Genomic DNA, 21624 nt, shown 5'->3' with positions numbered 1-21624 from the left:
CGAAACATGGTTTCAACAAAATCCCGTTCCAGTTTATCTTGAGGAGAAGAGAATCATCTGATCGGACGGGCACGACTATATGACGGCGGGATCATCCAGAGTTTTCAAGGCGGCCATGCTGGCGATTTCGGTTGTTTCCGCGGTGCAGCTGCAGGTTCAAACCGTATCGGCTGAAGACAGGCCCGCAAAAGAAGTGTTTGGCCACATGGCTCTGCCTTCCGCCGCGAGCTCGCAGCCGATCGGCTCCTATGCCAAGGGATGCCAGTCCGGCGCGATCGCCATGCCGACGGATGGTCCAGGCTGGCAGGCCATGCGCCTTTCCCGCAACCGGCGCTGGGGACAGCCGCAGCTGATTTCCTTCCTCGAGCAATTTTCGCAGGACGCCCAGAAAATCGGCTGGCCGGGGCTGCTGCTGGGCGATATTTCCCAGCCGCGCGGCGGGCCGATGCTGACAGGCCATGCCTCGCACCAGATCGGTCTCGATGTCGATATCTGGTGGCGGCCGATGCCCACGCCCCGGCTGAGCGTGGAGCAGCGTGAAACGGTGCCTTTCGTATCCATGCTGGACAAAAGCAAGTTTCTGACGGTGGACGACCGCAAATGGTCACCGCTCAATGCCCGGCTGGTGATGATGGCCGCAAGCTATCCGCAGGTGGAGCGGATTTTCGTCAACCCGGCGATCAAGCAGAAACTCTGCCAGACCTGGACGGGCGACCGCACTTTCATGGGCAAGATCAGGCCGATTTACGGTCACGACGAGCATTTCCACGTCAGGCTCGAATGCCCGCCCGGCGCGCCCAACTGCAAACCGCAGGCGGCCGTGGGCAAGGGTGATGGCTGCGACAAGTCGCTGGCCTGGTGGTTCAGCAAGGAGCCTTGGGCGCCTCCGAAAAAGGATCCCAACGCCAAGCCGGTTAAACCCCGCCCCGTCATGGTTTCCGACCTGCCATCGGCCTGCGCTGCCGTGGCTGCCGCTCCTTCCGCCAATCCGGAGGGTTTTGCCGCCCAGGCCTATTCCCCGGCCCAGGCCGTGCGGCAACAGAGCGTCGAACAGGTCATCCAGAATGCTCCGGCCATTCAGCCGCCTTCAGATATTCCGCTTCCGACCCAGCGTCCGACATTGAACTGATACAGAAATGCGGCATTCAACAGCTTCCCTTTTCAAATGGCTGCAAGCTGTTATAGAAGGCTTCAAATCGATTTAATTCTTTACCGGGAACAGGCTGGGGACATGGCAGGGCAACGCTGTATCGCACTCATCGCTCACGACGAGAAAAAAGACGATATGGCGGATTTCGCACGTCACCATCAAAAGGCGCTGGCCGGATTCAAGATCGTCGCCACCGGCACGACCGGCGGGCGGGTTCAGGAAGCCTGTCCGGGGCTCGATGTCATTCGCCTCAAGAGCGGCCCACTCGGCGGCGACCAGCAGATCGGCGCGATGATTGCGACCGGCGAGGTGGATATGCTGATCTTCTTCACCGACCCGCTGACGGCGATGCCGCATGATGTGGATGTGAAGGCACTGACCCGGCTTGCCACGGTTTACGATATTCCCATGGCGCTCAACCGCGCCACCGCAGAAAACCTCATCGACTTCAACCTCGCCGAATGACGCGCCAACATGGAACAGGTAATGCCGAAGACGTCCGATACCGAATATCTGTCCTTTCCGATCCTGCTTGGCGACATCGGCGGCACCAATGCCCGCTTTTCCATTCTGATCGATTCCTTTGCGGAACCCGTGCACCTCACCACCGTGAAAACAGCGGAATATCCGACGATTGACGACGCCATTCAGCAGGCGGTTCTGGACAAGACCTCGCTGCAGCCGGTCTCGACCATCCTTGCGATTGCTGGCCCCATCGAAGGCGACGAAATTCCGCTGACCAATTGCCATTGGGTCGTGAAGCCGAAGGATATGCTGGCGAAACTCGGCCTGAAGGATGTCATCGTCATCAACGACTTCGAAGCGCAGGCTCTGGCGATTGCAGCGCTCGACGATGACAATCGCGAGCCCATCGGCGCCGGCAAAAAAGACGTGCTGGCGTCGCGTGTGGTTCTTGGGCCGGGCACGGGCCTTGGCGTCGCCGGGCTGGTTTACGCCCGCCACATGTGGTTCCCGGTACCGGGTGAAGGCGGCCATGTCGACATCGGCCCCAGAAGCGCGCGTGACTATGCGGTTTTTCCGCATATTGAAACCATTGAGGGCCGTGTCGCCGGCGAGCAGATCCTGTGCGGGCGTGGACTTGTCAATCTTTATCGCGCCGTCTGCAAAGCCGATGGCATAGACCCCGTCTTTTCCGATCCGGCCGACATCACCTCTCACGGGCTTTCCGGCCAGAATGCGCAGGCGAAAGAAACGCTTTCGCTTTTCAGCACCTATCTCGGCCGCCTGGCTGGCGATCTGGCCTTGATCTTCATGGCCAAGGGCGGCGTCTATCTGGCCGGCGGCATTTCGCAGAAAATCATTCCGGCGCTGAAAAGCCCTGAATTCCGGGCCGCGTTCGAGGACAAGGCGCCGCACAGCGCGCTGATGCGGACCATCCCCACCTTCGTCGTCACCCATCCGCAGGCTGCCCTTTCCGGGCTGGCAACCTATGCGAGAACGCCTTCCGATTTCGGCCTTTCACTCGATGGACGACGCTGGAGGGCGTGATCGCGTTTCCAGCGGTCGACCATTTGATGTGATGCTTGCGAAGCGGCCGGACGGTCTTTAACGTCACCGCGGCAACATCAATCGTCCGATACCGGCGGGTCTCGATCCGCCCGACATGAAAAGTGAGTAAAAGCATGGGCAGCAGCGGCATGAAACTGGTGGTGGTCGGCGCGGCGGGCCGCATGGGACAGGCGCTGATCCGCCTTATTCACCAGACGCCCGGCGTCCAGTTGCACGCCGCCGTCGCGCGCGAGGGCTCTGCCTTTGTCGGCCGCGATGCGGGCGAAATCGCCGGTCTCGGCCCGATCGGCGTCGAAATCACCAGCGATCCGCTGCAGGCATTTCTGCATGCGGAAGGGGTGATCGATTTCACCTCGCCGGCAACCAGCCTCACCTTTGCCGGCCTCGCCGCACAGGCCCGCATCGTGCATATCATCGGCACCACGGGTTGCTCGGCGGAAGACGAGGAAAAATTCAAGGCGGCGTCGCGCCATGCCCGCATCGTCAAGTCGGGCAATATGAGCCTCGGCGTCAACCTGCTCAGCGTTTTAACGCAGCAGGCGGCGCAGGCGCTGGATGCGCAGAACTGGGATGTCGAAATCCTTGAAATGCACCACAAACATAAGGTGGATGCGCCCTCGGGCACCGCCCTTCTGCTCGGCGAGGCGGCGGCGGCGGGCCGCAAGGTCGATCTCACCGCCTCCTCGGTGCGCGTACGCGACGGGCATACGGGCGCGCGTGAGGCGGGCACCATCGGTTTTGCCACGCTGCGTGGCGGTTCGGTGATCGGCGAACATTCTGTCATTTTCGCTGGCGAGGGAGAGCGCGTCGAGCTCTCCCACTACGCCGGTGACCGCTCCATCTTCGCACGCGGGGCAATTGTCGCGGCACTTTGGGCCTTAGACAAAAAGCCGGGCTTTTATTCCATGCTGGATGTGCTGGGGCTTTCGCAGCCGGAATAAGCCTGCACCTTAATTTTCAACCGTGAATTCGACCGTATCAGCCGAGAAGCGGCTGATGGCATATTGTACCGGCACGCCATCCATATCGGCATTCAGCGCCTGGGTGACGAGCAGGATTGCGCCCGGCGACAGTTCCAGATCGGCCAGATCCTGCGTGTCCGCATGGCTGGCGGAAATGACGGTGGAAATACGCACGTAATCCGCCACGCCCAGCATATTGAAGGCAGCGGTAATCGAGCCGCTCTTCTGGTAGGCCTCGCCTATTCCGGCGAAACGATCGGCCGGAAACCATGTGGTTGAGCGGGACACCGGCCGGTTATCCGCCTTGCGCAGCGTTTCGAGACGTATGAGCGGCGCACCGGCCGGTAGTTGCAGCCGTGTGGCCAGATCGGCATTTGCCGGCTCGGTCGTGTGGGACAGAAGCAGCGCTTCCATTTCCTTGACCTGATCGGCGATCCCCGCCGTAAATCGCGTGCGCCGTGAGATCGGAAAACTCAGGCGCTCCTTGCGGGCGATTATCGTGCCGCGCCCCTGCACCGGCTCGAGGATGCCTTCGCTGGCGAGTGCGGCAATGGCGCTTCGGACGGTATGGCGGTTGACGCCGAATTTTTCAGCCAGCGTCATTTCCGGCGGCAACATGCCGGTTTCATCGTGATCGCCCGCCGCGATCTCGCCTCTGATCCTGTCGGCGATCTGCCGCCAGAGCGCCACGCCGTTCTTTCTTTTCATCGCTGCCGAAGGGCCCATGTCACACGCTTGTCATTCACTAACGTTAAATGTACCTTATATTGTATAGTTGTCTATATCAATAGACATTAGAGGTCAAGCGATGATTCACGAAACTGCAGATTTGCATGCAGACAAAAAGCGGGTGGCGGCGCTTCTTGCCCGCGCCACGGTTCAGGAACTTGAAACCGTCTGGAACCGGCAGGATGAAAGCCCCCGGACGGAAAATGTGCGTGGGCCGGAAACCGGCCTCGTCATGGTCAAAGGCCGTATCGGCGGCGGCGGCGCGCCCTTCAATCTGGGTGAGACGACCGTTACCCGGGCAACCGTCAAGCTTGCCTCGGGCACCGTCGGTCACGCGCATGTTCTCGGCACCGGCCGCAAGAAGGCCTGGTACGCCGCCGTTTTCGATGCGCTCTGGCAGGAAAGCCCGACCCGCGGCTTTGTCGAGACCGAGCTTCTTTCACCGGTCGAGAAACGACTGATCGAGGAGAAGGACAGGAAAACAAAAGAAACCGCCGCAACACGGGTCGATTTCTTCACCATGGTTCGAGGAGAAGATTGATGAGCGTCAAGGCCGAAGCATTGACGGGCGGCTTCTCCGACGCCGTCTTCGATTCCCAACGGATTTTCAAGAAACTCATGGATGGCATGGCCCGGCCGGGCACGCCGCAGACAATCGAAACCGCGGTCGCCCCGCCATCGCCTCTCGCCCCCGCCACCGGCGCGGTTCTGCTGGCGCTCTGCGATCACGATACGCCGGTGTGGCTGAGCGGCGCGCTACGAAAAACCACCGTCCCCGGTTGGGTTGCATTTCATACCGGCGCGGTCGCGACGGATGAAAAAAATGCGGCGCATTTCGCCGTCATCGAAGCGGGCAGCGCCATAGCTTCCTTCGGTCTCTTCGCCCAGGGAAGTCAGGAATATCCGGACCGCTCCACCACGCTCATCATCGAGTTGCCTGGCCTGGATGGCGGGCGGGAATTGCTGCTCTCCGGCCCCGGTATCCGCCACGTCAACATCATCAGCCCCACCGGCCTGCCGGACATATTCCCGCGGCTGTGGGCGGAGAACAATGCCATTTTCCCGCGCGGCGTCGACGTCATCCTGACATCCGCCGACAGATTTGTCTGCCTGCCGCGCACGACGCGCATCCAACCCGTGGAGGCATAAGATGTATGTTGCTGTCAAAGGCGGGGAAACCGCCATTGCCAACGCCCACCGGCTTCTTGCCGACAAGCGGCGCGGAGACCGCGACCTGCCCGCGATGACAGTGTCGCAGATCGTTTCGCAGCTTTCGCTCGCCGTCGACCGGGTTATGGCGGAAGCGTCTCTTTACGATCAGTCGCTTGCAGCCCTCGCGGTCAAGCAGGCCCGCGGCGACATGATCGAGGCCATCTTTCTGCTGCGCGCCTACCGCACGACGCTGCCACGTTTCGGTTATTCGGTTCCGGTCGATACCGCTGAGATGACGGTGCACCGGCGCGTTTCCGCGACCTACAAGGATTTGCCGGGCGGGCAATTGCTGGGGCCGACCTTCGATTACACCCACCGCCTGCTTGACCCCTCTCTTCTCGAGGACGAGACCGTCGAAACCGCTGCCCGGCGTGAAGGCGAGCCGGAATATGTCATGCGCGTCTCCGACATTCTGGCGCAAGAGGGACTGATAGAGACCGACGGCGATATGCCTGATGATCATATTGCCGGCGATCTGACGCGGGAGCCGATGGAGTTTCCAATGCCGCGTGACCTGCGCCTGCAATCGTTGGCGCGTGGTGATGAGGGTTTCCTTCTGGCGCTCGCTTATTCAACACAGCGCGGTTATGGCCGCACGCACCCCTTTGTCGGTGAAATACGCATCGGTGAAGTGGAGATTGAACTGGACGTGCCGGAACTCGGCTTTGCCGTCTCGCTGGGCGACATACAGGTCACCGAATGCCAGATGGTCAACCAGTTCAAGGGTTCGGCAAAAGCGCCGCCGCAATTCACCCGTGGCTACGGTCTGGTGTTCGGCCAGAGCGAGCGCAAGGCCATGGCCATGTCGCTGGTCGACCGCGCGCTGCGGGCAGGCGAATTCGGCGAGGACGTCGTGGCCCCCGCGCAGGACGAGGAATTCGTCATTTCACACGCCGACAACGTGCAGGCGACGGGTTTCGTCGAACATCTGAAACTGCCGCATTACGTGGATTTCCAGGCCGAACTCGGTCTGGTGAGGAAAATGCGCGCCGATTTCGACGCAATCAATTCCAATGGCGCGGAATGGATGGGTGATGCAGCCGAATAGCTCAGCGGCTGCCGTGCTCGCCAAACCAGAGGGCGCAAAAGACGGTCGATGCTGCAAAGACAGCAAAGAACACGGCTGCAAGAATTCCAATCTCCATGAGCTTGTACTCCTTTTTTCGCAAGGTTAACGCGCAATGCTTAAAGAAGTTTCATTCGACGACGGGCTGGCTGCCTACAACTTCGCCTATCTGGACGAACAGACCAAACGCATGATCCGCCGGGCGATCCTGAAGGCCATCGCCATTCCCGGTTATCAGGTGCCCTTCGCTTCCCGCGAAATGCCCATGCCCTATGGCTGGGGCACCGGCGGCGTGCAGGTGACCGCCTCCATCCTCGGTCCAGAGGATGTGCTGAAGGTCATCGACCAGGGCGCCGACGACACGACCAATGCGGTTTCCATCCGCGCCTTCTTCCAGAAGGTGGCGAATGTTGCCGTTACCACCCGCACCAAGGATGCAACCATCATCCAGACGCGGCACCGCATTCCGGAAGAAGAACTGCATTCGGGTCAGGTCCTCGTCTATCAGGTTCCCATTCCCGAGCCTTTACGCTTCCTTGAGCCGCGCGAGACCGAAACGCGCGTCATGCACGCGCTGGAGGAATATGGCCTGATGCACGTCAAGCTTTACGAGGATATCGCCCGCAACGGCCGCATCTCCACCACCTATGCCTATCCGGTGAAGGTTGCCGGGCGTTATGTGATGGATCCATCGCCTACCCCGAAATTCGACAATCCGAAAATGCACCTCTCGGACGCCCTCCAGCTTTTCGGCGCCGGACGTGAGAAGCGCATCTATGCCGTGCCGCCCTATACGGACGTCGTCAGCCTCGATTTCGAAGATCATCCCTTCGAAATCCAGCGCTTTGACAAACCCTGCGCGCTGTGCGGCGCGGAGAATGTCTATCTTGACGAGGTGGTGCTTGATGATAAGGGCGGGCGGATGTTCGTCTGCTCCGATACCGACCATTGCGAGGACCGCCGCGCCCATGGCCATAAAGGCCACCTGCTGGCGGATGTGAAGGAGGCCGCAGAATGAGCGACGCACCGCTTCTGAAAGTCAGGGACGTTTCCAAATATTACGGCGAGCGGGCCGGTTGCCGCAACGTCTCCTTCGAGCTTTATCCAGGCGAGGTTCTGGCCATTGTCGGCGAATCCGGTTCCGGCAAGACCACGCTCCTCAACTGCATTTCCACCCGGCTGATGCCGACGGCGGGCAGCGTGGAATATCGCATGCGCGACGGCTCGGTGCGTGACCTCTATCATATGGGCGAGGCCGAACGGCGTTTCCTGATGCGGACCGACTGGGGCTTCGTGCACCAGAACCCGGCGGACGGGCTGCGCATGGCGGTTTCGGCCGGCGCCAATGTCGGCGAGCGGCTGATGGCCGTCGGCAACCGGCATTACGGCAACATAAGGCAATCGGCCAGCGAATGGCTGGAGCGGGTGGAAATCGGCACCGACCGCATTGACGATCAGCCGCGCGCCTTTTCCGGCGGCATGCGCCAGCGCCTGCAGATCGCCCGCAACCTCGTCACCTCTCCACGTCTCGTCTTCATGGATGAGCCGACCGGGGGCCTCGATGTTTCCGTGCAGGCGCGATTGCTCGATCTGGTCCGCGGTCTCGTCAACGATCTCGGTCTTGCCGTCGTCGTCGTCACCCATGATCTGGCCGTCGCGCGGCTGCTTTCCCACCGTATGATGGTGATGAAGGGCGGCGACGTCATTGAGCACGGCCTGACCGACCGGGTGCTGGACGATCCGCGCGAGCCCTATACGCAATTGCTTGTTTCCTCTATTCTGCAGGTTTGACGCCATGCCGACGCCTCTTATCGTTTCGGAAGTCTTCAAAAGCTTCACCATGCATCTTCGCGACGGTATCGAATTGCCCGTTGTCCGCGATGTGAGTTTCTCCGTTTGCGGCGGCGAATGCGTCGTGCTCGGCGGCCCGTCCGGCATCGGCAAAAGCTCGATCCTGAAAATGCTCTATGGCAATTATGCCATCGACAGCGGGCAGATTCTCATCCGTCATGAGGACCAGGTCGTCGACATCGGCAATGCTTCGCCGCGCACGATCCTCGAGATCCGCCACCGCACCATCGGTTATGTCAGCCAGTTCCTGCGCACCGTGCCGCGTGTCGCTGCCATCGATGTCGTTGCCGAACCGCTTCTGGCACGCAAGGTTGCCGCCGATGAAGCCCGCGATCATGCAGCCATGCTGCTTTCGAAGCTCAACCTGCCGCGGGAACTTTGGTCACTCCCGCCGGCGACGTTTTCGGGCGGCGAGCAGCAGCGCGTGAATATTGCCCGCGGCTTCATCACCGATCATGCAATCCTGCTTCTCGACGAGCCGACAGCCTCGCTCGACGCCACAAATCGGCGCGTGGTCGTTGACATGATCGTCGAGAAAAAGACGAAGGGCATGGCGCTGCTTGGCATTTTTCATGACGAGGAAGTGCGGGAAGCCGTGGCCGACCGCATTCTTGATGTCTCGCAATTTTCTCCCCGGAAGGCAGCGGCATGAGCGTCAAGGTCGGTCTCGAACCCGTCATCCACGAAAGTGCCCGCGTCACCAGCTCATCGATCGGCCGCTATACCGAAATTTCGGAGCGCTGCCGCATCGAGGAAGTGGAGATGGGCGATTATTCCTATGTCATGCAGGATGGCGCGATCTGGTGCGCAAGCATCGGCAAATTTGTCAACATCGCCGCTTCCGTGCGCATCAACGCCACCAATCATCCGATGTCGCGGGCGACGCTGCATCATTTCACCTATCGCGCCCGCAGCTACTGGGACGATGCCGAGGATGAAAAGGACTTCTTCGCGGCCCGCCGCGCCAAGCGGGTGGTGATCGGCCACGATGTCTGGATCGGCCATGGCGCGACCATCCTGCCCGGCGTCACTGTCGGGAACGGCGCGGTGATCGGGGCCGGTGCAGTCGTTTCTAAAGATGTGGCACCCTATACCATCGTTGGCGGCGTTCCCGCCCGGCTGATCCGGGAGCGTTTCCCGGCGGAGCTCGGAAGCCGCATGGACGCTCTGAAATGGTGGGACTGGGACCACGCAACGCTGCGCGGCGCGCTCGATGATTTCCGGACACTAGCGGCAGAGGATTTCGTCGCAAAATACGCCGGCTAAACTCCATCCAGAACCGAAGCAATCGCAGATTCCGGAAGCATATTCCGGGATCTGCGCGGTGGCGTTTTGAGGAACGAGGCTGCCGGGAAGAGTTTCAATCCTCTGAAAACTCTCCGGGAAGGTTTGTCGGCGAACACTCGGATGTCTCATCTGCGAATTCTGTAATATTTTATTCATCAAACTGACATCCACACTTCACGGACCCCTGTTAGGTCGAACCCCGTAACAAGAAGATTGGACGGGGAAATGAGCTTTCACCTGAAGCAAGTCACGCGCCGTTTCGGCAACCACACTGCGGTCGATGCCGTGAATGTCGAGATACCGCAAGGCCAGATGGTTGGCGTGATCGGCCGTTCGGGTGCCGGAAAATCGACGCTGCTGCGCATGATCAACCGCCTCGTCGACCCCTCCTCGGGTTCCATTCATTTCAACGGCGCGGAAGTCTCGGCGCTGAAGGGTGCGGCGCTCCGCAACTGGCAGCGCGACTGCGCCATGATCTTCCAGCAGTTCAATCTGGTGCCGCGCCTCGACGTGCTTACCAATGTCATGCTCGGCCGCCTCAACCATCGTTCGACACTGCTCAGCCTCTTCAACATCTTCACGGATGAAGAGCGCCTGATGGCGATTGCGGCATTGGAGCGGCTCGGCATCGAACATGTGGCCATGCAGGCGGCGGGCACGCTTTCCGGCGGCCAGCAGCAGCGCGTCGCCATCGCCCGTGCGCTGATGCAATCTCCGAAGATGGTTCTGGCCGATGAGCCGATCGCTTCCCTCGACCCGCTGAACGCCAAGATCGTGATGGACGCGCTGCGCGACATCAACGAGCGCGAAGGCATCACCGTCATCACCAACCTGCATACGCTGGATACGGCGCGCAATTATTGCGAACGCATCATCGGCATGTCGCAGGGCCGCGTCGTTTTCGACGGAACGCCGGCGGAGCTGACGGCAGCAGCTGTCACGGAGATTTACGGTACGGATTCGCACGGCGCCGGCATCGACGAGACCATGACCTCGACCAGCATCAATATTCCCGGCGCGCAGCTTGCCGCGCGGCCGGTGCAGCAATCTGCCGGTCCCGAACCGCTCGCTCTCGCCGGGCTCTGAGGAACCGCTCAGCATCGTTTGCGCCCGCGTCAAGGGCCGATACTTCACAACAAACTCCGGCTCGCCGGGAAACAGGAGAAAGTCCATGTTGAAGAAAATCCTTCTTTCGGCAGTCGCCCTTGGCGTTCTGGCCGGTTCCGCCATGGCTCAGGACGTCAAGGTCCTGCGTATCGGTCTCGACGGTTCCGAAAACGAAGCTGACCAGATCCGCAACACGAAGTGCGTTGCCGATGGCCTCAAGGCTGCGACCGGCGTTTCCGAAGTTCAGGTTTTCCCATCGCCGGATTATAACGGCGTGATCCAGGGCCTGCTTGGCGGCACCATCGACATCGCCTCCATGGGCGCCTCCTCCTACGCCAAGATCGCTCTTGCCGATCCGAAGGCCGTCGATCCGATCCTGACCACGGCCGGCGCCGACGGTTCGACCGGTTATTACACGATCATGGTTGCCCGCAAGGACAGCGGCATCAAGACGCTGGCCGACGCCAAGGGCAAGAAGATCGGCTTCGCCGATCCTGACTCCACCTCCGGCTTCCTCATCCCGAACGTGGCGATCCCCAAGGAAACCGGCGTTCCGGTCAAGGAATATTTCGCCGAAACCGGCTTCGGTGGCGGTCATGAAAACCTGGTTCTCGCCGTTCTCGACAAGAAGTTTGATGTCGGCACCACCTTCGGTTCGGGCGTCGGCAAGTGGGAAGAAGGCTATACGGCCGGCAACCTCTATCAGATGGTCAAGAAGGGCAACCTCGACATGGACGATATCGTCGAAGTCTGGAAGTCCCCGCTCATCCCGAACGGTCCGCTTCTCGTTGCCAACAAGATCGGCGACAGCATGAAGCAGAAGGTCGAGACCTTCTTCATGGAACTGCCGAAGAAGGACCTCGCCTGCTTCCAGGGTTATACCCAGGGCAAGAACACTGCCTACATCAAGGTCGATCCGTCCTTCTACCAGACGATCATCGACGCCCGTAAGTCCGTTATCGGCGGCTGATCCTGACATCATGTTCCGGAAGCGGCGGTGCCTGGCGGCATCGCCGCTTTTGCCAATAAGGGAAAAGCGGCATGGCGACCACACTGCAACCTGGTACCCTCACGCGCGAGGGATTGAGCGCATCGTCCAAAACGGTCATGCGTCACTATCAACAGCAGCTTGCGACGCGACGGATTTATACCGTCATTTCGCTCGTGGTCTTTCTGATCATTCTCGGGGCATCGCTGAATTTCGCCAATGAGGCGAATTCCGGCAAGTTCTTCGAGCGGCTGCCGTATTTTTTCGACTTCCTGAAAACTTTCGTGCCGGACAGTCCGCTTGAAATCTTCCGGGCGATGTTCGACCTGCCGTCGCCCTATGATAACGGCTCGATGAAATACAACTATGTTGCGGATCGTGTCTACGTCACCGACAGTTTCTACATACCGCATTTCATCTATCAGCTGATCATTACCCTCAATATCGCGCTGGTCTCGACGATCATTGGCACAGGCTTCGCCTTCGTGCTGTGCTTCTTCGCTTCCACCAATCTTGTCGGTTCGGGGGTCGTGCGCTGGGTCGTGCGCCGGGTGATGGAAGTGCTGCGCGCCTTTCCGGAGATCGTCGTCGCCGGATTGCTGACCGCCATTCTCTCGATCGGGCCGATCGCAGCGATTATCGCAATTTCCGTCCACACGATCGGCGCTTTGGGCAAGCTGTTCTTCGAAGTGGTGGAGAATGCCGACATGAAGCCGGATGAGGGCCTGCGCGCATCCGGAGCCAACTGGCTGGAGCGGGTACGCTTCGCCATCGTGCCGCAGGTTCTGCCCAATTTCGTTTCCTACGCACTGCTGCGCGCCGAAATCAACGTGCGCGCCTCCACCATCATCGGCGCCGTCGGCGGCGGCGGCATTGGCGAGGTCTTCCGGCTTTCGATCGGTAACGATCATGCTTCCAAGACCTATGCCATCATCATCCTGCTACTGATCACCATCATCGCCGTCGACCAGTTTTCCGGCTGGCTGCGCCGCAGGCTGATTGGTCATCAATCCTTTGAATTCGGACGGGGAGCGGCCTGATGTCGTCCAGCTTCATTCTCAACACCGCTGACCGCGAGAGGCTGACAGCCGCACATCCCGCAGTGTTCAATCGCGGTTTCATGCAGCGATACGGTCTGCTCGCCGGCATTGTCGCCGTCGTTGTTTATCTCATCGCCTGCTTTTTCTTTTTCAATGTCGGGCCGACCTTCGCGCAGGGTCGTTGGGATCGCGCCTCCAGCTATATTCAGGACTGGTATTCCTGGCGGGCACAGCCGCGGCTGCGTTTCGAAGATGGCAAGGTGGATGCACAATGGTCGAGCCGCGGGCAATATCCCGCCGGTGCAAAGATCGACTGGCTGCAGCCGCTGCCGGATGGCGGTTATAGCGTGATCTATGCGGGTACGGAAAATCGCCTCGATGTCACCCCAACCCGGGTGGACGTCTATGTCGACGGCAAGAACTATCCCGTCATCATCAATGGTGAGGCGGCCCGTGCGCCTGAAGGTCTGCCGCAAGAAATCCAGCAGGACGGCAACAAGGTTCTGGTGCATTACGGTTTTGCCGGTCAGGCGGAAATCCGCACCAGCCAGGTCTATGTGCAGCGGCGTTTTCTCGGATGGGCGAATTTCCTGTTCGATACCAAGTCGGAATTCTGGGGCAAGGGTTACGGCGAACTGGCTGCCCTGGCATTGTGGGGAGAGAGGCTCGATCCGGAGCGTTCCAATATCGGCCATATGGCCGACGATTTCCTTGACAACAGCGTCTGGCAGCACGCCGATATCTTCTCCAAGCTGATGCAGACACTGGTCATGGCCTTTGTGGGCACGCTGTTCGGTACGCTCGTTGCCCTGCCGCTCGCCTTCATCGCTGCGCGCAATATCACCGCCAACAAGGCGGCGAATTGGGGCATGAAGCGCCTGTTCGACTTCCTGCGCTCGATCGACATGCTGATCTGGGCGCTGTTCTTCACCCGCAGCTTCGGCCCGGGACCGATCCCCGGCATCGCCGCGATCTTTTTCACCGATACGGGTGCGCTCGGCAAGGTCTATGCCGAGGCGCTGGAAAATGTGGACGACAAGCAGCGCGAAGGCGTCAAGTCGGTCGGTGCATCGCCGATTGCCGTCAATCGTTTCGGCGTGCTTCCACAGGTCCTGCCAGTCTTCATTTCACAGTCGCTTTATTTCTGGGAAAGCAATACCCGCTCAGCCACGATCATCGGCGCAGTCGGCGCCGGCGGTATCGGCCTGAAACTCCTGGAAGCGATGGGCACCAATGCCGACTGGGACAAGGTCGCCTATATGGTCCTGCTCATCCTGTTCGTTGTTTTCCTGTTCGACCATATTTCGAACTCCCTGCGCTCGCGCCTGATTGGGAAAACGCAGCACTAGTCGCATCACCGAAGCGGGATTTTACGCGAAAGCCACACGGCTTTCGCCCTCCCGCTTTCACCCGGCACAGAAGCAAATTTTCTTGCCGTGCAAACGCCTTCACATCGTGGCGCATCTTCACGGTATTCTGGAGCCTGACTGCATTTCGAATGCAGTTTTTTCCGGCTGCATCATCATTCTGTCACGGAAAGCGATTACCTCGCACTCCTGACCTTGCGGGAAGCGGGCGAGTCACGCCAAATAGCTTTTCATCCTTGGTTTTCCATGACACTGAAGAGTGCTTACCGTGCGCTACGCCATCTATTTTTCTCCGGCTAAAGATCATCCGCTAACCGAAGCAGCATCGCGCTGGCTTGGGCGGGATGCGTTTTCCGGCACTCTGCATGACGACCACGACAGCTATGCGGAAATGACGGAAGAGCCACGCCGTTACGGTTTCCACGCCACGCTGAAGGCCCCTTTTGAGCTTGCTGAAAAATACAGCGAGGCAGACCTCATCACCGCTCTGGAAGACTTTGCCGCCAGCCAGTCTGCCTTCGATGTTCCGCGCATTGTCGTCGGTGCACTCGGACCGTTTTTTGCGCTGGTCCCTGACCGCATCCATCAGCCGTTGCAGGATTTTGCCGCAGAGATCGTTGACCATTTCGACCGGTTTCGCGCGCCCCTGTCCGAGACCGATATTGCCCGGCGGCGGCCACAAATGCTGACGGAAAGCCAGCGGCAGAACCTGTCGCTCTGGGGTTATCCGCATGTCATGGATGACTTCCGTTTTCACATGACTTTGACCGGCCGCATCGATGAGGGCGATCAGCCCGCCATGCATGAGATTCTCACGGCGAAATTCGCCGAATTTACAGATCAGCCCCTCCACATTTCCGGCCTCGCTTTGTTCATTGAAGAAACGCGTGGCGCGCCCTTTACCGTTCATCGCTGGCACCCGCTTGGCCAGCAGCCAAAGAAAGATGCGACCCAATGACCGAGCACGCCCTTTCCAACGCCCGTATCGTTCTGGAAGACGATATTATTCTGGGTTCCGTTCTGATCCGTGACGGCAAAATTGCCGATATCAGCGAAGGCGCCTCCAAAACCGGAGAGGATCTCGAAGGCGACTTCCTCATCCCCGGTCTGGTGGAGCTGCACACCGACCATCTGGAACAGCATTATTCGCCGCGCCCCGGCGTGCTTTGGGACAAGATCGCGGCCATTCAGGCTCATGATGCACAGGTGGCGTCGTCCGGCATCACCACGGTGTTCGACTGCCTGCGGCTTGGTTCCGACGAAGATGGCGGCTTCAAGAAGGGCGAAATGCGGGAAATGGCCGACGCTATCGAAGCTGCGGCCGATCAGAACCGCCTGCGGGCAGACCACATGCTACACCTGCGCTGCGAAGTCGCCTCCGCCGATGTGCTGCAGCATTTCGAAGATTTCGAAACCGATCCGCGCGTGCGGCTGATTTCGATGATGGATCACTCCCCGGGACAGCGCCAGTTCCAGTCGATGGATCAATACATCTTCTATTATCAGAAAAAGCGCGGACTGAGCGACGAGGCCTTCGCCGAATTTGTCAGACGGCGGCAGGAAGCATCGGCGGAATTTTCCGCCAAGCACCGGGACTATCTCGCCGCCCGTTGCGCGGCGCGCGGCATAACCGTTGCAAGCCACGACGACGCAACCGAAGCCCATGTGGGCGAAGCGATTGGACACGGCGTGAAACTGGCGGAATTCCCCACCAGCGTCGAGGCGGCAAAAGCCTCGCACAGTGCCGGCATGAGCGTGCTGATGGGTGCGCCGAACATCGTCCGTGGCAAGTCCCATTCCGGCAACATCGCTGCGCGCGATCTCGCCGAGCTCGGCGTGCTGGATGTTCTTTCTTCCGACTATGTGCCGTTCAGCCTGCTTTACGCGCCGTTCCTGCTCGCCGACCAGGTGGAAGCCATCACCCTGCCGGAAGCGCTCCGCATGGTCACCGCTACACCGGCACGAACGGTGGGCCTGCATGACCGCGGCCGCATAGCGTCGGGATTGCGGGCCGATCTCGTCAGGGTTCACCGCGAAGACGGCGTCCCCGTTGCCCGTTCCGTCTGGCGTCAGGGCAAACGTGTCGCATGACCGGTGGCGAACAGGATAATCGGCGGGCCGGCGCAACGCCCGGAACCATGATCGTGATTGTCGGCCCGAGCGGGGCCGGCAAGGACACGCTGATGGAGTATGCGGCGGCACAATTGTGCGGACGGCCGGGCTTCCACTTTACCCGCCGGGTCATTACCCGTAGCGGCGATGCGGGCGGCGAAAACCACGATGCCGTGTCCATGACCGAGTTCAACCGCTTACAGGATGAGGGCGCCTTTGCGGTCTCCTGGCAGGCGCATGGGCTGAAATACGGCATTCCAGCCGCCGTCCATCACCATCTCAATGCGGGAGAGGTGGTGATCGCTAACGGCTCGCGCTCGGCGTTACCCCATTTTGGCGCCGCCTTTTCACGCCTCAAGGTGGTGAACATCGTTGCACGGCCGGAGGTGCTGGCGCGGCGGCTGGAGCAGCGCGGGCGGGAAAGCCGGGAGGAAATCCTCCTGCGGCTGGAACGCAGCTCGCTTGCGGTCGCCGGGGATTTCGACGTAACGACGGTGGACAATAGTGGTGCCATCGAAGATGCGGGGAAAACCATCATGCAGGTGCTAGAGCAGAACGCCCGCCCTGCCCGCCTCTAAAATCCCCCGGCCTAACCGCTCGACAAGAGGCCTTACAAAGCTTACCATCAGGCGACAATTTCCAAACATGGTACGCCAAGGCGAGGGATGCCCGACAAGAGGGTCAGCGACGAGATAACTGTGGTGGCCGGTCTTGCCGCTGGCGTCGGCAATTATGCGCGGTCGCGGGGCATTGATATCACCCCCATCTGCAAGGCTCTCGATATAAATCCCGCCACGTTCGACAGCCTCACGGAGCGTATCAGCCTCGACAGATTGTGCCGCCTGCTGGAGACCTGCGCACTGATCTCCGGTGACGATGCCTTCGGTCTGCAATGCGCTTCCACCTTTCCAGCCGGCGCGTCCGGCGCATTCGGATATGGCCTGATCAGCGCGCCGACGGTGCGGGCCTTTCTGCGGTTTCTTCAGGATCACGTTTATTACGCGACCAATAACAGCAACTTCACCATGGTGGCGGATGCCGCGCAGGTTACCCTGTCATGGTCCTTTGCGCCGGTAATTGCCAAGCGCGATCAATATGTGGATTTATCCCTTGCTATTCTGATCCAGCGCCTTCGCGATATTCTAGGGGAGCGGATCAACCAGATAGAGATCGGTCTGGAACGGCAGAAACCGAATAATATTCAGCTATTTAAAGAAAAAATGACCAGACGCGTCAGCTTTTCCCAGCCTATCCATACCATGCGCCTTCCAACATCGCTTCTCGATGTCGTCAATCCGAATGCGGATGAGCGGCTGTTCGAGCTGATGAACTTGCAGTGCCGGATGCTGCGGCCGGAAACATCGGCGGATGCAACACATTTCATCGATCAGGTGAAACGATACATGCAGGTGCGGCTCTCTGATGCGGAACTGTCGCTCGGCGAAATCGCACCCTATTTCAACCTGTCGGAGCGTAGTTTTCAGCGGCGGCTTGCCGAGCTTGGAACCAATCTCAACGAGATAAAGGACGCCATTCGCAAAAATGCCGGCTTCAAGCTTCTCGTGGAAAGCGACCTTCCGGTCTCCGACATCAGCTACAGGCTCGGTTATTCAACGCCGGGGGCGTTTTCGCGCTCCGTTTCCCGCTGGTTCGGGGCAACGCCGACGGATATTCGCAGAAAACACGCGCATCATTCCACCAGATAAGACCCGTTTTCTGCATCAATGTTTCGTAATCATTAAATAAATTTGTAAAATATATCGATGTTTATCGGCTTCTGTATCGAAACATAACAATAAAGACGCAGAACTTGGCGCGAGATGTTATTCTCTTGATATGGGATATCGCCTAATAGAGCGCCGCGTGTCCCTTCGGGTATAACGAAAACATTCCAAAGCTTTGAATTTTTTATTGTTCTCTAAAGGAACCGATTCCGGTCCCTTGGAGAAATAATGGAGCAGTTTTCCATTGCCAAGGGATGATGCCGGGACCGGCTGGTGCGCAAGTGACCATTTATTGCAGAATTCCTGATGCCTGACGAAACTCCTGGCCGAGATTGGCGTTGCTGTTCAAGAGCAGACGCAGCGGTTTGCCGGCCGGTTTAAGGGATTGGAACTATAACAGACCCTGATCGTGCTGCGGGAAGGTCGATCTCTTTTGAGGCTGAAAGAACATGTCTTCGAAAACGCCGCATGAACATCGCCAAACACGTGAAATCGTCCTTTCGGACCGTGAACGACAGTATCTGGGGCTGGTGGCACGGGGCAAACATCCCTCACACGTCGCCTTGATGACCGGTGCGGACGAAGCGGACGTAAAGGATACGCTGGAGCGGGTGCGCCAGAGGCTGGGTGCTGCCAATCTGCTGAATGCGGTCAGCATCGCGCTGCTGCGCGGCCTAATCGAACAGGATGCCTAATCGCCGCCGGACCAAGGCCGACCGGCGCCCATGACCCGCTACGACAGCTTACGCGAAATCGTCCCCTTCCCGTAAGCCAAAACCGGATGAGCGGCTTTCTGCGTCAGAATCCTTCCTTTCAATGGAAGGATGGCGGACCAGAGGTGGTTCGGAAATGATTTCCGAACCACATCGACGCATTGCAAAGCAGCCATAAACGGTTTGCCCGGCGGATCACTCGGTCTGCCGGGTTTTTATTTTTCGGGTCGTCAAAGCGACCGGATTTCAGCGAGAATATCGCTTTCGACGACGATCCCGCTTTCCAGAGCCTGCCTGCGAACGCCCTGGCTGCGCCGGCCGGGCAGACGCACATTCTCCTGCTTTTCTATTTCGCCAGCGATGAGCGCCAGTCGCTTAGTAAAAGCGGCACCGCCCGACGATACCGGATCTATGGCGATGATCGTGTGGCCGAGCGACGGCGGAGCACCCTTGTCATCCAGAAGGGAAGACGCCTCGAATGCGAAGTTTCCGCCGGTAATCGCTGCTGCCATGATCTCCACCATCAGCGCCAAGGCAGCGCCCTTAGCCTCGCCTGCGGGCACCATGGTTCCCTCTATGGCCTCTTCGGGATCGGTCGTAGGCCGGCCGTTTCGGTCCAGAGCCCAGTCGCCGGGGATGGTTTCACCCTTCTGGCGGGCCGCCATGATCTTTCCGCGTGCGACCTTGGACAGGGCCAGATCGATCACCAGCGGATCGGCGCCGCCGACGGGGGTGGCGAAGGCGATTGGATTGGTTCCATAAAGCGGTTTGCTGCCGCCCCAGGGCGCCATGGATGCCGGCGCATTGGCGAACATGAGCGCGACAAAGCCCATTTCGGCGAGCCGCTCGACCGTCAGCGCCATGACACCCGCATGATGGGAACGGTGGATCGCGGCAAGCGCGATGCCCTGCTGCCGGACCATGTCAGGCAATTCCTCAAGGGCGCAATCGATCGCCGGATAGGCATAGCCGTGATTGGCGTCGACTGACAGGACGCCCGGCTTTACCCGCGCCGCTACGGGACGCGCCTTGCCATCGACCTTTCCAACCCGCGCCTGGCGAATATAAACAGGGATACGACGAAAACCGTGACCGCCTTGACCGGCCGCCTCGGAGGCGACGAGCGCCTTTGCCACCGAGCGGGCGTTTTGCGGCAGAACGCCATTGCGCTCAAAGATAGAGGATACGAGATCCTCCGCCTCTGCGATTGAGAATTTCATGATTTTCGTGATTCCTGTTGGCTTGCATGCGATGGGACGGATTGGTCCTACTTTGCGGCATAGGACCGCTGCAAATCAACATGGAAAATAAATCAGGCATCCCATCCTTTCCGGAGCTGGGATGCCTGAGATAATCGTTCAGTTCCAGCCTACTTGAAAAGAATCGGCAAGGTAAAACTCGTATTTGCGCCTGGAGGGGGCGGCGAGACGGACGCCTTTTGTATGACGGCCAGAAGCTTCTGGTCCATCGCCGAGTCGCCGGTGGATGAAACAATCCTCGCACCGCCGACGGATCCGCCGCTATCAATCTTGAACGAAACCGTAATGGTCATTCCCGATTTTCCAGCCGAGCGAACCAGTCGCCGTTGCATCGCCGAGCGCACTTTCGCACCCCAGTCGGCATTTGACATGGACGAGGACGAGAAGAAACCGGCATTGCTGCGTGATGCCGCCGTCCGATCGGACTGCTGGGCTTCCGCCTTTGCGGTTTCGCGCAATTCCGATGCCTGCTGCGGTTTGGGGCGCTGGCGCTCGACCTTCTTTTTCTCTTCCGGCTCTTTCTTTTCCACCTTCTTTTCGACGGGTGGCGGCGGAGGCCTTACGACTGGCAAGGGAACCTCGACATTTTCGAGTTCCGCCATCATCTGCTCCTGAACGGGATCGATGGGTTCCACGGGTTCGGGAATTTCCTGCGGTTCGACGATCTCCTCGACCGGCGGCTCAGGCGGCTGCACCGGCTCCGGCGGTGGTGGCGGCGTTTCAGCAACGGGCTCCGGTGGCGGCGGCTCTTCCGGGGCGGCTTCCTCCACCGGTTCGCTGCTGTCGCTCTTTACCTCTTCGGCGTCTTCGACATCCTGCGCCGGCGTCGTTTCTTCCGTCTTGACGGCTTCCGGTATCGCCGCCATTTCGATCATGATCGCGGCAGGCGGCGGCCCGCCGGCTTCCTGCTCCTCGGACTCCTGCATCAGATAATAGGCAAAACCGGCATGAACGCCCAGCATGAGCAGCGCCGCGGCGGACCACAGCGTCACTTCCCCGAGACGGGAATGCCGGGCCTGCGGGTAGCCGTTTTCAGTCATGGCGCGGTTCCCTGCGCTGCCGGCGCCACGGGTTGGCCAGCAGCGGCGGGCTGCGACGCCGCAGCCGCGTTTTCCAGTCCCACCAGGGCGATCTTCAGATAACCGGCATCTCTCAGCAGGTTCATGATTTCCATGAAGTGGCCGTAGTCGACGGCCTTGTCGGCACGCAGGAAAATACGCGTGTCCTTCTTGCCGCCGGTCTGCCTGTCGATGGCGGCCGCCAAGGCTTCGCGGGCAACCGCGTCATTACCGAGATTGAGTGAGAGATCGTCCTTGACCGTCAGATAGAGCGGCTCCTCCGGACGCTCCGCCGGCTTGGCCGTGGAGGCGGGCAGATCGACATTCACATCCACGGTCGCCAGCGGCGCGGCGACCATGAAGATGATCAGCAGAACCAGCATCACGTCGATGAAGGGCGTGACATTGATCTCGTGGTTTTCGGAGAGATCGTCTCCGCTATTTTCGCGAATACCGCCAGCCATGACCG

The 21624-nt window shown here is 59.8% G+C and carries 24 protein-coding genes; 20 read left to right on the top strand and 4 right to left on the bottom strand.

The window, feature by feature from the left end; translation table 11 throughout:
* The first annotated feature begins 79 nt into the window (after positions 1–79).
* The 4 genes from mepA (at position 80) to FY152_13365 (ending at position 3621) form a co-directional block, all read left to right on the top strand.
* Positions 80–1129, top strand: coding sequence for a penicillin-insensitive murein endopeptidase (mepA, locus tag FY152_13380; GenBank protein UXS33041.1), 1050 nt, complete (start codon positions 80–82; stop codon positions 1127–1129).
* A 102-nt stretch (positions 1130–1231) separates the two neighbouring features.
* Entirely contained in the window at positions 1232–1615 is a 384-nt protein-coding gene (locus FY152_13375) for a methylglyoxal synthase (protein ID UXS33040.1), read from the top strand.
* 21 nt (positions 1616–1636) lie between these two features.
* Complete coding sequence (locus FY152_13370; protein UXS33039.1) at positions 1637–2659, top strand: glucokinase; 1023 nt, start codon at positions 1637–1639, stop codon at positions 2657–2659.
* A 134-nt stretch (positions 2660–2793) separates the two neighbouring features.
* Positions 2794–3621 carry a 4-hydroxy-tetrahydrodipicolinate reductase gene (locus FY152_13365; GenBank protein UXS33038.1) on the top strand — a complete coding sequence of 276 codons (828 nt, stop codon included), beginning with the start codon at positions 2794–2796 and terminating at the stop codon, positions 3619–3621.
* A 9-nt stretch (positions 3622–3630) separates the two neighbouring features.
* Here FY152_13365 and phnF read toward each other — a convergent pair whose 3' ends face one another.
* Positions 3631–4368 (bottom strand): phosphonate metabolism transcriptional regulator PhnF, encoded by a 738-nt coding sequence (gene phnF / locus FY152_13360; GenBank protein ID UXS33037.1) that lies wholly within the window; start codon positions 4366–4368, stop codon positions 3631–3633.
* A gap of 82 nt (positions 4369–4450) precedes the next feature.
* Here phnF and phnG point away from each other — a divergent pair, with 82 nt between their 5' ends.
* The 16 genes from phnG (at position 4451) to FY152_13280 (ending at position 18820) form a co-directional block, all read left to right on the top strand.
* The gene (gene phnG, locus FY152_13355; GenBank protein ID UXS33036.1) at positions 4451–4912 is read left to right on the top strand and encodes a phosphonate C-P lyase system protein PhnG; all 462 of its coding nucleotides are present in this window, start codon (positions 4451–4453) and stop codon (positions 4910–4912) included.
* On the top strand, positions 4912–5520 hold the full coding sequence (phnH, locus tag FY152_13350) for a phosphonate C-P lyase system protein PhnH (GenBank protein UXS33035.1): 609 nt from the start codon (positions 4912–4914) through the stop codon (positions 5518–5520). The genes phnG and phnH overlap by 1 nt, the downstream gene beginning before the upstream one ends.
* A 1-nt stretch (position 5521) precedes the next feature.
* A complete protein-coding gene (locus tag FY152_13345) occupies positions 5522–6631 on the top strand; it encodes a carbon-phosphorus lyase complex subunit PhnI (GenBank protein ID UXS33034.1) in 1110 nt (369 codons plus the stop codon).
* A 133-nt stretch (positions 6632–6764) separates the two neighbouring features.
* A complete protein-coding gene (locus tag FY152_13340; protein ID UXS33033.1) occupies positions 6765–7667 on the top strand; it encodes an alpha-D-ribose 1-methylphosphonate 5-phosphate C-P-lyase PhnJ in 903 nt (300 codons plus the stop codon).
* Positions 7664–8440, top strand: coding sequence for a phosphonate C-P lyase system protein PhnK (gene phnK / locus FY152_13335; GenBank protein ID UXS33032.1), 777 nt, complete (start codon positions 7664–7666; stop codon positions 8438–8440). The genes FY152_13340 and phnK overlap by 4 nt, the downstream gene beginning before the upstream one ends.
* Positions 8441–8444: 4 nt before the next feature.
* The gene (phnL, locus tag FY152_13330) at positions 8445–9152 is read left to right on the top strand and encodes a phosphonate C-P lyase system protein PhnL (GenBank protein ID UXS33031.1); all 708 of its coding nucleotides are present in this window, start codon (positions 8445–8447) and stop codon (positions 9150–9152) included.
* Positions 9149–9766: an acetyltransferase gene (locus tag FY152_13325; protein UXS33030.1), complete on the top strand. Its 618-nt coding sequence runs from the start codon at positions 9149–9151 to the stop codon at positions 9764–9766. The genes phnL and FY152_13325 overlap by 4 nt, the downstream gene beginning before the upstream one ends.
* Before the next feature lie 246 nt (positions 9767–10012).
* Positions 10013–10873 carry a phosphonate ABC transporter ATP-binding protein gene (phnC, locus tag FY152_13320; GenBank protein UXS33029.1) on the top strand — a complete coding sequence of 287 codons (861 nt, stop codon included), beginning with the start codon at positions 10013–10015 and terminating at the stop codon, positions 10871–10873.
* Positions 10874–10958: 85 nt separating this feature from the next.
* Positions 10959–11864, top strand: coding sequence for a phosphonate ABC transporter substrate-binding protein (gene phnD / locus FY152_13315; protein ID UXS33028.1), 906 nt, complete (start codon positions 10959–10961; stop codon positions 11862–11864).
* Between the two features lie 71 nt (positions 11865–11935).
* Positions 11936–12922, top strand: a complete 987-nt coding sequence (gene phnE, locus FY152_13310; protein UXS33027.1) for a phosphonate ABC transporter, permease protein PhnE — start codon at positions 11936–11938, stop codon at positions 12920–12922.
* A complete protein-coding gene (gene phnE / locus FY152_13305) occupies positions 12922–14271 on the top strand; it encodes a phosphonate ABC transporter, permease protein PhnE (protein ID UXS33026.1) in 1350 nt (449 codons plus the stop codon). The genes phnE (FY152_13310) and phnE (FY152_13305) overlap by 1 nt, the downstream gene beginning before the upstream one ends.
* Before the next feature lie 277 nt (positions 14272–14548).
* A complete protein-coding gene (locus tag FY152_13300) occupies positions 14549–15247 on the top strand; it encodes a DUF1045 domain-containing protein (GenBank protein ID UXS33025.1) in 699 nt (232 codons plus the stop codon).
* Positions 15244–16380, top strand: coding sequence for an alpha-D-ribose 1-methylphosphonate 5-triphosphate diphosphatase (locus tag FY152_13295; GenBank protein UXS33024.1), 1137 nt, complete (start codon positions 15244–15246; stop codon positions 16378–16380). The genes FY152_13300 and FY152_13295 overlap by 4 nt, the downstream gene beginning before the upstream one ends.
* Positions 16377–16979: a phosphonate metabolism protein/1,5-bisphosphokinase (PRPP-forming) PhnN gene (phnN, locus tag FY152_13290; protein UXS33023.1), complete on the top strand. Its 603-nt coding sequence runs from the start codon at positions 16377–16379 to the stop codon at positions 16977–16979. The genes FY152_13295 and phnN overlap by 4 nt, the downstream gene beginning before the upstream one ends.
* An 87-nt stretch (positions 16980–17066) precedes the next feature.
* The gene (locus FY152_13285; protein UXS33022.1) at positions 17067–18107 is read left to right on the top strand and encodes an AraC family transcriptional regulator; all 1041 of its coding nucleotides are present in this window, start codon (positions 17067–17069) and stop codon (positions 18105–18107) included.
* A gap of 467 nt (positions 18108–18574) precedes the next feature.
* On the top strand, positions 18575–18820 hold the full coding sequence (locus FY152_13280) for a transcriptional regulator (protein UXS33021.1): 246 nt from the start codon (positions 18575–18577) through the stop codon (positions 18818–18820).
* Between the two features lie 248 nt (positions 18821–19068).
* Here FY152_13280 and FY152_13275 read toward each other — a convergent pair whose 3' ends face one another.
* The 3 genes from FY152_13275 to exbD all read right to left on the bottom strand — a co-directional run bounded on the left by FY152_13275 (position 19069) and on the right by exbD (position 21619).
* A complete protein-coding gene (locus FY152_13275) occupies positions 19069–20058 on the bottom strand; it encodes an Ldh family oxidoreductase (protein UXS33020.1) in 990 nt (329 codons plus the stop codon).
* A gap of 149 nt (positions 20059–20207) precedes the next feature.
* Complete coding sequence (locus FY152_13270) at positions 20208–21137, bottom strand: energy transducer TonB (GenBank protein UXS33019.1); 930 nt, start codon at positions 21135–21137, stop codon at positions 20208–20210.
* The gene (gene exbD / locus FY152_13265; protein UXS33018.1) at positions 21134–21619 is read right to left on the bottom strand and encodes a TonB system transport protein ExbD; all 486 of its coding nucleotides are present in this window, start codon (positions 21617–21619) and stop codon (positions 21134–21136) included. The genes FY152_13270 and exbD overlap by 4 nt, the downstream gene beginning before the upstream one ends.
* Positions 21620–21624 lie beyond the last annotated feature (5 nt).

The organism is Agrobacterium tumefaciens, assembly GCA_025560025.1.
Classification (GTDB): Bacteria; Pseudomonadota; Alphaproteobacteria; order Rhizobiales; family Rhizobiaceae; genus Agrobacterium.
Note: the sequence above shows the minus strand (reverse complement) of the source record. Positions and strands in the feature narration are given on the sequence as shown.